Below are 10,811 nucleotides of genomic sequence, written 5' to 3' on the forward strand. Positions count from 1 at the left end.
AAAAGGAGACGAACCTCTATGAAAATTACAGACACCATCCGCTACGCAGGCGTAAACGACCATCAGATAGACCTTTTCGAAGGTCAGTACAAAGTACCGAACGGTATGGCATATAATTCCTATGTGATCCTGGATGAAAAAATCGCAGTCATGGATACTGTAGATGCAAATTTCACTCACGAATGGCTGGATAATCTGGACCGCATCCTGGAAGGCCGCAAGCCAGACTACCTGATCGTACAGCACATGGAGCCGGACCACGCAGCAAATGTGGCAAACTTCCTGAAGGTTTATCCGGAAACCACCATCGTAGCCAACGCGAAAACCTTCACTATGATCCAGAACTTCTTCGGTCTCGACCTGGAAGGACAGAAGCTGGAGGTTACAAATGGCGGCACCCTCAACCTTGGAAACCACAACCTGACCTTTGTTTTCGCTCCCATGGTGCACTGGCCGGAAGTTATGGTAACCTATGACAGCACCGATAAAGTACTTTTCTCTGCAGATGGCTTCGGAAAATTCGGCGCACTGGATGTAGAAGAAGATTGGGACGATGAAGCTCGCAGATACTTTATTGGCATCGTTGGAAAATACGGACCACAGGTTCAGAAATTACTGAAAGTTGCCGCAGGTCTGGATATCCAGATCATTTGCCCTCTTCACGGACCTGTTCTTACAGAAAACCTTGGACATTACATTGGTCTTTACGATACATGGTCCTCTTACACACCAGAGACAGAAGGAATTGTGATTGCCTACACATCTGTATACGGTCATACAAAAGCAGCTGTAGAACTGCTGGCTGACAAACTTCGAAGCAAGGGATGTCCCAAAGTTGTTGTATATGATCTTGCAAGAGATGACATGTCACAGGCTCTGTCCGACGCATTCCGCTACAGCAAGCTGGTTCTTGCTACCACAACTTATAATGCAAGCATTTATCCGTTCATGCACGACTATATCACTCGTCTGACCGAGCACAACTTCCAGAACCGCACAGTGGGCATCATCGAAAATGGTTCCTGGGCACCTCTGGCAGCAAAAGTTATGAAAGAAATGCTTTCTGGCTGCAAGAAGATCAACTGGCTGGACACTACTGTAAAAGTGCTTTCCGCAGTAAACCAGGAAAACAAGGATCAGCTGGAAGCTATGGCAAACGAGCTCTGCAAAGAATACATTGCCCAGAATGATGAGCTGGCAAACAAAAATGACATGACAGCCCTTTTCAGAATCGGATACGGACTTTATGTAGTTACCTCCAATGACGGCAAAAAAGACAACGGACTGATCGTCAACACTGTGACCCAGCTCACTGATACTCCAAACCGTATTGCGGTAAATATCAATAAGGCAAATTACTCCCACCATGTGATCAAACAGACTGGAGTTCTCAACGTAAACTGCCTGTCTGTAGATGCACCGTTCTCTGTATTCCAGCAGTTTGGTTTCCAGACCGGACGCAGCGTAGATAAATTTGCAGGTCAGAAGGTCTACCGTTCCGATAATGGACTGGTATTCCTGGACAAATATATTAATGCATTTATGTCTCTGAAGGTTGAACAATATGTAGACCTTGGTACCCATGGAATGTTCATCTGCAGCGTCACCGAAGCCCGCGTCATGAACGATCTTGACACCATGACTTACACCTACTATCAGAAAAATGTAAAACCGAAGCCAGAAACCGATGGCAAAAAAGGCTTCGTCTGCAAAGTATGCGGCTACATCTACGAAGGTGACGAGCTCCCGGATGACTTCATCTGCCCGCTGTGCAAACATGGAGCTGCAGATTTCGAGCCCATCGGATAAAAAACAACCAGATAAATTTCTCAAAGCAGCGCAGGATCCAGAGCGTGTCTGAAAAAGGCTTTCTGCAAGATGTGCGCCACAATTTGTGGGAATGATTTTTCAGACACACTCCGGAGCCCGTGCTGCCTAATCACTGGTAATAGCAATTCTTGCTGCACCCGCTGGGAAAAATCTGCAATTTCATTTTTCGCCGAAACTCCATTTCGTCAGCGGATTCTTTCAATATATTCAACGCCATTCGAAGATTTCGAATATCTTTTTCCATGTAATCCGTATAATTTCCACGGCCAACCAGCTTCAAGTGCGTAATTCCGGCTTGCTTTAACTGATAAAGTGCACATAGACCACAGCCAGTTTCACCGCAAAGATAACCCGCAGAATCATAGGAAAAATCATGTAAACTGTGAAAATCATCAGGAACAAAGCCGTCTGGCAGCAAATGCCCTCCGTTTATTTCCTGATTGAAGATTTCAGAACCGGCATTCCCTGTTTTTAAGGTTCCGATCTGATAGGGCACTTTACAAAGATACCCCATCTCATCGCAATGCAAAGAATTACAAAATGCACCTGTAAACTGGCACATTTCATTCAATACAAAGGCCTCAAATTCCGGGATTCTTTCTGTCCCACTCTCACACCGCTCTCTAACTGAACTGTAATCATCTGCCGTATCCATATCCTTTAACATTTCCACATTCGCAGCATCTGTCCCATCCTTTTTTCCACATTTATCAACAACCGCTCTCATATCTTCGAATGTATTTTTCCTGTGAAAAATCACACGTTTCAATCCCAGTTTTCCCAATGAAGCCACCATCTGGCTGTTAATTTCTCCACATTCTCCACTGAGATGAATTTCGCAGTTTATACCATTTTCACGTAAATATACCATCAACGCCGGGTCTGCAATAATATAACTGTGAAAACCAATTTTCATACACTGGCTTATGATCCCGGCAATTTCCGGATATTGTTCCGGGATATAATACAGGGAATTGAATGTAAGATGGACTGGTTTTTCGTACTTTTTCATCATCCCAGACAGGATTTCCAGCTCACTGAATGCGCCAAGCTGTACGTTATAACAAAGTACTTCCCTGCGGTTCAGGGGCAGTACCGTTCCGTATTTTTGAGACCAGGAATAAGGAACATAACCACAGAAAAATTCATCTGCACCAGCCTTCGCGAACTTTATATATTCATCTATTGAGCCTAATCCTGCTACTATTTTCATCACTTATCTCCATAAATTCCAGCCTTGAGCAGCCATGTACTTCATCCTGAATAAAATATCGCTTCTGCCTCAACACGGGTATGTCACCTGCAGGCGGCATTACCATGCTCTTATTACAACCCGGTCCACACCGTTTTGGATATAATTCTCCAGTATTTCTTCCTCTTTCAATATTCTCATATCAATCCCAAACAACGAATTATACCGCCCTATCATATGCAAATGTTCCGGATACAAAAGTGCATATTCCGTACAATATCCCGGGCATTTTTTTGCAAGCTTTTGTCGTCCTCTCTCGCCTGTTTCACATACTGCACCAAGAGGACAATACTGTGATGTATTGGTCTGATAGAACGGAATATGCAGGCTGTTTTTTCCAAGTGGAATCTGCTGTTCGTAACCGCAGGATTCCCATTCAAAGCGTTGGATTCCATATTCTCTTTCCAGAAAATTACGGTAAAATCCAGCATTCAGGCTGTTCCTCTCAAACCATTTCTGTTCTCCTTTTTTGAACGAAATCCGAGGGTCTTTTCTGCGTTTATTTAACAAAATTCCAAGGCTGGGAATCAGATTCCTTCTGCCTTTTTTTACTAAAGAGGCCATTCCCCAGTCATTTACAACAATCTCTACAGCCTGCCCTTTTTCTTCACACCACCAGTTAATTTCATCAAGCAATTCTGTTATATAATCCAGCATATATTCCCGGATATAAGAAAAAACAAGTGTGATTTCCACCTGTTCTGCCGCTGCTTTTTCTATTATTTTAAACAACAATTTACGTTCCGGAAACAGAAGATGACAGAACTGATTTCCAATATAAAGGTGATCCGGTACTCTATGTTCCAGAATAATGCTGCCGCAGATACCGATACATTTTCCGGCATACTTTTTGGAAAACTCTGTCAGGGAACTATCCAAATATTCCTGATACAATTCCGGGCGATCTATCTCCAGCGCCAGCTCCGTAACACCTGATTCAGGCGGTACCTGGCACTTATACCCAGGCTTAAAGCCAGTTCCGCACTGAGAACAATTATCAGTTAAATCTATACGTTTCCCATTATAAGCAGACTCCAATACCTCTGGCGTAAGCTCTCTCCGCCATATTCCCACCTGCTCTTCCAGACTGTCACACTTGACCTCATCCAGTTCCCCCGGATACCCTGTCAGGCTTTTCGCCAACGCGCTGTCGTCCTCTTCCAGCTTCAGATGAATGTAGTGATTATACTGATAAAGAAGCCTCTGAACCGCCTCTGCATACGCTTTCTGCTTCACCATCACCTTATATTTCACATAAAATCCGGAGAGTTCTGCGTCCACCATATCAAACCTTTGTATATCGTATTCTGGAATTTCCAATTCACGGTAACACCCATTCTTTATATCATAAAAGCACACCTTCAAAGCTTCTGAATCAGAGATATTTTCTTCTATTGTCCGAAAACAAAATCCACTCTCATCAACCTCTGTAATCCGAACCTCCCGCCCCTTCACAAACCCGGCAAGAAGCCCGAAAGGAATCATTGAAACCATTGCAATCACACCCTGTTCCGTCTACGAATACTGCAAGTATATCCCAGTACCTATAAAAATACAATCTTTTAGGTTTATAAACTTTTTTTCTTCACAAAAGAATGATAAAATTAACTTAACGACTATGAAAAGGAGGAGCATTTCTATCATGAAACAAAACATTAAACGTTTACTCCCCGTATCAATCGTAATAGGAATTACCATTATCGTTTCGATTTTTCTGTATCATAAAGTCATGGATCGTGAAGAGGAGCGCTGCTGGCAGATACTTAGCGATTCAGCCAAAACGATTTCGGCGGAAATCCAGATGAAATTTCAAGACAACATCACCACCCTTGGTCTGGCCGCTAATGCCATGGTGGAGGAGAATAAGCTTGAGCCGGAACAGATTGCATCTGTTCACCTCGATGCATTTGCAAAAAATACGATATTCTCCAGAATTGATGTCCTCTATCCGGACAACACGATTTTGTATGAAGACGGACACCTGAAACACCTGCGGCAGGACTTAAATTTCAATGCTATTGCAGCGCTTGGCGAACACATTTCCCACAGACTGACAGACTCTGAAACAGGAAATGAATCGTTTTACTATTATATGCCTGTTATAAAAAGCGACGAGATCAAAGCCATCCTTACCGGTGTAATCGACACTACTGTTCTCGCAGACGTATTCCAGAGCTCTTTTTATGACGGTCACACTGCCATATGTCTTGTAGACAGCGCTGATGGAAATTATGCTCTGGACACCCGGTATTCCACCCTTGGAAATGCCTACGATACGCCTGGTCCCGCCTTGCTGAAGGGCTATGAAAATATTGATCTGAAAAACGAAGTGAAATCTCTGAAAACCGGTGTTATCGCTTTTAACTCAAGCATCAACGGAAAAGACAATTATATGCACTATTCTCCTGTTGGTATGTTTGACTGGGAGCTGCTGGTTATCGCACAGGAGGATGTAGTTTTTTCCAGTCTTCTGTATCTGAAAAAACTGATGATTCTCGCCGGAATTATTGAATTTCTGCTGCTAGGCCTCTATATTGCATGGAATTTTTACACGGTTGAACAGCTTGCCAAAAGTGAAAAAAGGACTCAGGAACAGCTGAAAAATTCCAACACTCTGATCCAGTGTGTAACAGAACTTTCTTCGGATAAGGATATTAATATTTCTATCCAGAATCTGCTGGGAATTATCACTCAGTATTTTGATTCAGACCGCACGTATATTTTTGAACTTAATCCTGAAAAAACCATGTTGAGAAATACATATGAATATGTAAAAGGCGGAGTAAGCGTCCAAATTGACAATCTCCAAGAAGTGCCAATCACTGTTTTGCCCAAATGGATGGAAAGCTTTCTTAAATTTGAACCTTATTATATTTCTGATCTGGAACAGGAAAGAGGTTCTGAATCCTACAACATGCTCAAAGAGCAGGATGTAAACCGGCTGATTGCTGTACCTCTTGGCAAAAGGGGCGACGTGATCGGATTCGTAGGTGTTGATAATCCGCGGCAGTTTTACAACGATGCCACCCTGCTTTCCTCCATTCAGTTCTTTCTCACCAACAGTCTGGCAACCAAGAAGCAACAGGAACAGCTCCAGTATATGAGCTACCGCGACATGCTGACATTCCTGTTCAATCGCAATAAATATATTAAAATCCTTGACTCTCATTAGGGAAAAATCCTTGAAAATGTGGGCACTGCTTATATCGACCTGAATGGGCTAAAACAGATTAATGACAGCCAGGGTCATGAAGCTGGAGATGCCTTTATACAAAATGCTGCCAGAGTACTTTCCAGAGTTTTTCCTGACAAAGTTTACCGAATCGGCGGCGATGAATTTGTGATCATTCAAAGCAGTATCGAGGAGCTGGAATTTCATAACAGAATAAACAGATTGCAGGAATATATGAAACAGGATCAGATCAGTATCTCCATTGGCTTTCTCTGGAAAGCTTCCTGTGAAAATCTGGAAGATATGCTGAAGGAAGCTGATCACAGAATGTATGAAGCGAAAAAAGCTTACTATCAGACAGCAGACAGACGAACCCATAATCATTGAATTATCTGCAGTCTGCACGCTCCAGTGCTATCTGGTATGCTTCATATTCGCTCACCGCAGCAGGAAGCAGTATTCCAGCCTCCATAAGTGCAGCTCCCGGATATACTTTTCCGGTAGTTTTTTCCCGATAAAAAGCATCCTCTTCCATTCCTTTTAAGGTAACGTATGCTGCCGGCGGATTGGCCTCTGCTGTAAGTCTTATCACACTTACCAGTGCCTTGGATCTATCATCTGATACCACCATCCAGGCCGCAAAATTATCCTGGAAAGGATTGGAAAGACGGTAATAATCTCCTTCACGGATCAATTCCTGATACTCCCTGTATTGGGCAAGCTGGGCACGGATTTCTGCTTTTTCCTTTGCATTTAAAAGTGCGGGATTCAGTTCATAGCCAAAGGTTCCAGACATAGCTGCAACGCCTCTTGTATGCATACTGGTCACTCTTCCGGTCTGATGGTTTGGCACTGCTGACACATGTGAACCCATTGCTGCTACCGGATAAAAGAAGGAGGTTCCATATTGAATCCGTGTACGATTAATAGCATCTGTGTTGTCACTGCACCAGATCTGAGGCGTATAATACAACATTCCGGCATCAAATCTTCCGCCGCCTCCGCTGCAGCCTTCAATAAGAATATCCGGATAACGGTTCGTAAGTTTTTCCAGGAAATCGTACACCCCAAGAACATAATCATAGGTCACGTTTGGTGCATAAATATCTGCCAGGCTGCGGTTCATATCCCATTTAATGTACTCCACATTCCCCTGATCCAGAACTGCGCAAATGCGTTTAAATATCTCATCACGTACTTCTTTTCTGGAAAAATCAAGAACCAGCTGGTTTCTGGAACGGACAGGCTTGCGGCCTGGAATTGTGATTGCCCATTCCGGATGTTCCCTGTAAAGATCACTGTCCTCACTGACCATTTCAGGCTCAATCCAGATACCGAATTTCACGCCTTCCGCGTTTACTCTTTCGATTAATTTTGTCAGAGTTCCGCCTAATTTTTCCTCGTTCACATACCAGTCGCCGAGAGAAGAATTGTCGTCATTTCGCTTTCCGAACCATCCATCATCCATAACCACCATATCGATTCCAAGCGCTTTTGCCTCCTTTGCAAGCTCTACGATGGTGTCTCCGGTGAAATCAAAATATGCGGCTTCCCAGCTGTTGATCAGGACAGGACGATTTGCATGGACGTATTTTCCCTGGCAGATATGATTCATAATGCAGTGATGGTACTGCTGGGAAAGCCTGGAAAGACCTTTGTTTGTGTAGGATAAAATAACCTCTGGCGCGATAAATTCAGCTCCGGCTTCCAGGGGATATGCAAACAGTTCATCAGTCAGACCCATCTGGATTCTGGTCTGATCATACTGGTCCTTTTCTGCTTCTACAAGGAAGTTTCCACTGTATACAAACAGCATTCCGTAGCAGCTTCCGCTGTCTTCATTTGTGTTTTTTCCTGCAAGGATTACCCCTGGATTATACTGGTGGCTGGAGGTTCCACGGCGGCTGCCAATTCGGGTGCTTTCATGGGAAACCGGCATTCTTTCCATGTTTCTTTCCATAGCATGTCTGCCATAAAATTTGATCAGATCATAGTCTCCGTGAAGGAAATCCAGGCATGCAGACTGGGCTTTTTTTACTGTTACAGGGGCTTTTCCAGCATTCTTAATTATCACACTTCTGGTGATAATATCTTCTTTTTCCAGTACTCCGTAGAGCAGATGAAGCTCTACTTTTGTAACAGGATCTTCCAGTATAATCTTCAAAGTTTCCGCTTCATTTTCTTCTGCACGGACGAATGGAAGACCTTTCAGAGTGTATTTTCCAGCCGCAATTTCATGTGTTATGTAAACCGGATTGCAGCACTGGGAACCATCTGCATTCTCTATATTTAACGCATAATTTCGGAAATCTCCTGTGCCAAGTGATGGATATTCCTGTGGCAATGCATCCAGAGAATAGGTTCTGTCGCTGCCTGCTGAATTCGGATTTCCAGAAAAGCCACGGTCTCCATAATTCAGAAGATAGTCCATTTCTCCTGCAGTTCTGGCACCATAATACAGGTGCAAAAGGTACCCTTGAGCATCCGCCTGCATCTGATAGGTAGTGTGGGCAGTGGTGAGGGTAAAGATCCGGGTTGTTTCGTTGAAGGTGATTGCCATGAGTGGGGCCTCCTTTTTCTATGATGTGTTAAGTATAGCATACCAAAATCAACACTTAAATAGCTTAATTTTTCTTATTTTATGCCTTTATGATGTTTTTTTATGGTATAATGAAATATATTATCGCATTATGATATATTGTCAGCAAATGTAACAGGAGGATTCCGGATATGGATAACAACTTTCACATTTTTCCGAGCGAAACTTTCATTGATCTATGCCTTTACCAATATGGACATGAGAAGTGTACTCCCGGACATTTATTTGGTCCGGCAACGCGGAATCACTACCTTTTTCACTATGTTCTTTCCGGAACAGGCACCCTGATGGCCACGAATTCCAAGGGGCAGAATGTAAATTATCAGGTTCGGAGCGGACAGGGATTTATGATTTTTCCAGGACAGATCACCACTTATGTGGCAGATATTCAGGTGCCATGGGAATACGTCTGGGTGGAGTTTGACGGGCTGCGTACCACAGAAATCCTCAACGTTTGTGGCTTTTCCAAGGATGCGCCAGTCTATATGGCCCACTCCAGGGAGGCACGAAAAAAGATGGTGGATGAACTGATTTACATTTCTCAGAATTCAGAGCAATCTCCTTTTCATCTGATGGGACATTTCTATCTTTTTGCGGATCTGCTTGCGCAATCTGTTGCCAGACCGCAGCCTGCCGCCACCAGTAAAATGAGTGATTATTATATAAAAGAGGCGATAAATTTTATCGAACAGAACTTCCAGAATGATATTTCTATTGAGGATGTGGCAGCTGTATGCGGTATTAACAGAAGCTATCTGGGACGAATTTTCCGCACCAGCACAGGACACTCTCCACAGGAATTTCTCATTCATTACCGCATGACAAAAGCGGCGGAATTGCTGAAGCTGACCACATTATCTATAGGAGATATCGGCTCTGCCGTAGGCTACGAAAACGCCCTCCACTTCTCCCGGGCTTTTAAAAATGTGTATGGGGTTTCACCGCGGGCGTGGCGGGAGCAGCATAGATGAAATTTTGATTATACAAAAAGGACTTTCCGATTTCTCAGAAAGTCCTGTATCTGCTTGCGGTTATTGAATTTTAGAAGTTAAATCCTACGGATTTCAGTGTTCCGTCTGCGGACTGTGCGGTTACGTCCTGGGCAACTACGCCAGCTTCTGTCTCCTGGATGTGGAGGGCGCTCTGGGTTTCGTTTTCCTCTGATGCAACATTTTTGAATTCCATATTAATTACGACTGCTTCGTCTGGAACTTCGATCTCAACACCATCTGCGATGAAGGTTACGTCGTAGAAAGTGTACTCGTCGTCTTCTGTTGTTCCAAGGTCTCTGATGGAAGCCTGTTTTGCTTCTTCATATTTCTCACTGCCAGCTTCAAGCTTTACAGCGTTCATTTCAGCGTTTTCTGGAAGAGCTGTCTCATCAAACACTTTTGCAGTGATAATGACTTCTTCGTTCTCGAAACGGAAATCGGAATCTACGGTAGTTTCTACTGCATCTCCAACTTCACCGGTTCCATCGGTAAACTCAGCTGGATCAGCTTCTGCAGAGCTATCTGTGAATCCATCAACAAAAGCGGCTTCTTCAGCAGATTCCCCGGTCTGGAACTCATCCTGAGATTCTTCTGCCTGAACTTCCTCGGTCTGTGCAACCTCCGGCTGAACCTCTGTCTGAGTCTGCTCTGGCTGAACCTCCTCAGTCTGTGCAGCTTCCGGCTGAACTTCTTCCACATATACAGCTTCATCACCTGTAGTAAAAGCATCCATCTCTGCAAGTGCCTCCGCATCTGTAAATCCTTCTGCGGAAACTACTGTATATCCTGTCACCAGCATTGTCGCTGAAATCATAACTGCCATTGCTTTTTTTAATGTATTCTTTCTCATAATGGAAACCTCCTGAAATCTATAAAGTCATTCCCAAATGTAATATCCTTTAATTTGACTTCATTATACCAGTAGGGCTGTTTCGTCAACTCTTTCTTCGGGATGTTTTTCCACTT

8 protein-coding genes and 1 pseudogene are annotated in these 10,811 nt (G+C 43.6%); 4 read left to right on the top strand and 5 right to left on the bottom strand.

Annotation, left to right across the window (positions count from 1 at the left end):
- Positions 1-18 precede the first annotated feature (18 nt).
- On the top strand, positions 19-1,809 hold the full coding sequence (locus tag AB5618_RS04165) for a flavin reductase (RefSeq protein WP_368366512.1): 1,791 nt from the start codon (positions 19-21) through the stop codon (positions 1,807-1,809).
- A 30-nt stretch (positions 1,810-1,839) separates the two neighbouring features.
- Here AB5618_RS04165 and AB5618_RS04170 read toward each other — a convergent pair.
- The 3 genes and pseudogenes from AB5618_RS04170 to AB5618_RS04180 form a co-directional block, all read right to left on the bottom strand.
- A pseudogene (locus tag AB5618_RS04170) lies at positions 1,840-1,905 on the bottom strand (DUF6783 domain-containing protein); the annotation flags it as partial.
- A 34-nt stretch (positions 1,906-1,939) separates the two neighbouring features.
- A complete protein-coding gene (locus AB5618_RS04175; protein WP_368366513.1) occupies positions 1,940-3,043 on the bottom strand; it encodes a U32 family peptidase in 1,104 nt (367 codons plus the stop codon).
- 99 nt (positions 3,044-3,142) lie between these two features.
- Entirely contained in the window at positions 3,143-4,576 is a 1,434-nt protein-coding gene (locus tag AB5618_RS04180; RefSeq protein WP_368366514.1) for a hypothetical protein, read from the bottom strand.
- A 148-nt stretch (positions 4,577-4,724) separates the two neighbouring features.
- Here AB5618_RS04180 and AB5618_RS04185 point away from each other — a divergent pair, with 148 nt between their 5' ends.
- Positions 4,725-6,254, top strand: coding sequence for a hypothetical protein (locus tag AB5618_RS04185; RefSeq protein WP_368366515.1), 1,530 nt, complete (start codon positions 4,725-4,727; stop codon positions 6,252-6,254).
- A gap of 18 nt (positions 6,255-6,272) precedes the next feature.
- On the top strand, positions 6,273-6,641 hold the full coding sequence (locus AB5618_RS04190) for a GGDEF domain-containing protein (RefSeq protein ID WP_368366516.1): 369 nt from the start codon (positions 6,273-6,275) through the stop codon (positions 6,639-6,641).
- A 1-nt stretch (position 6,642) separates the two neighbouring features.
- Here the strand turns inward: AB5618_RS04190 and AB5618_RS04195 are convergent, their stop codons facing one another.
- The gene (locus tag AB5618_RS04195) at positions 6,643-8,814 is read right to left on the bottom strand and encodes an alpha-galactosidase (RefSeq protein WP_368366517.1); all 2,172 of its coding nucleotides are present in this window, start codon (positions 8,812-8,814) and stop codon (positions 6,643-6,645) included.
- A 170-nt stretch (positions 8,815-8,984) separates the two neighbouring features.
- Between AB5618_RS04195 and AB5618_RS04200 the strand changes: the two genes are divergently transcribed.
- Positions 8,985-9,824, top strand: a complete 840-nt coding sequence (locus AB5618_RS04200) for an AraC family transcriptional regulator (protein ID WP_173718345.1) — start codon at positions 8,985-8,987, stop codon at positions 9,822-9,824.
- A 70-nt stretch (positions 9,825-9,894) separates the two neighbouring features.
- Here AB5618_RS04200 and AB5618_RS04205 read toward each other — a convergent pair whose 3' ends face one another.
- Positions 9,895-10,695 (bottom strand): hypothetical protein, encoded by an 801-nt coding sequence (locus AB5618_RS04205; RefSeq protein ID WP_118582045.1) that lies wholly within the window; start codon positions 10,693-10,695, stop codon positions 9,895-9,897.
- Between the last annotated feature and the right edge of the window lie 116 nt (positions 10,696-10,811).

Origin of the sequence: Ruminococcus sp. J1101004sp1_RTP21198st1_B9_RTP21198_201120 (genome assembly GCF_040924245.1) — a bacterium.
GTDB lineage: Bacteria > Bacillota > Clostridia > Lachnospirales > Lachnospiraceae > Blautia_A > Blautia_A faecis.

What these genes read in the sequence shown, in the direction of transcription:
- AB5618_RS04165 (WP_368366512.1), top strand. Translation starts at nt 19, where the DNA reads ATGAAAATTACAGACACCATCCGCTACGCAGGCGTAAACGACCATCAG.
- AB5618_RS04175 (WP_368366513.1), bottom strand. Translation starts at nt 3,043, where the DNA reads ATGAAAATAGTAGCAGGATTAGGCTCAATAGATGAATATATAAAGTTC.
- AB5618_RS04180 (WP_368366514.1), bottom strand. Translation starts at nt 4,576, where the DNA reads ATGGTTTCAATGATTCCTTTCGGGCTTCTTGCCGGGTTTGTGAAGGGG.
- AB5618_RS04185 (WP_368366515.1), top strand. Translation starts at nt 4,725, where the DNA reads ATGAAACAAAACATTAAACGTTTACTCCCCGTATCAATCGTAATAGGA.
- AB5618_RS04195 (WP_368366517.1), bottom strand. Translation starts at nt 8,814, where the DNA reads ATGGCAATCACCTTCAACGAAACAACCCGGATCTTTACCCTCACCACT.
- AB5618_RS04200 (WP_173718345.1), top strand. Translation starts at nt 8,985, where the DNA reads ATGGATAACAACTTTCACATTTTTCCGAGCGAAACTTTCATTGATCTA.
- AB5618_RS04205 (WP_118582045.1), bottom strand. Translation starts at nt 10,695, where the DNA reads ATGAGAAAGAATACATTAAAAAAAGCAATGGCAGTTATGATTTCAGCG.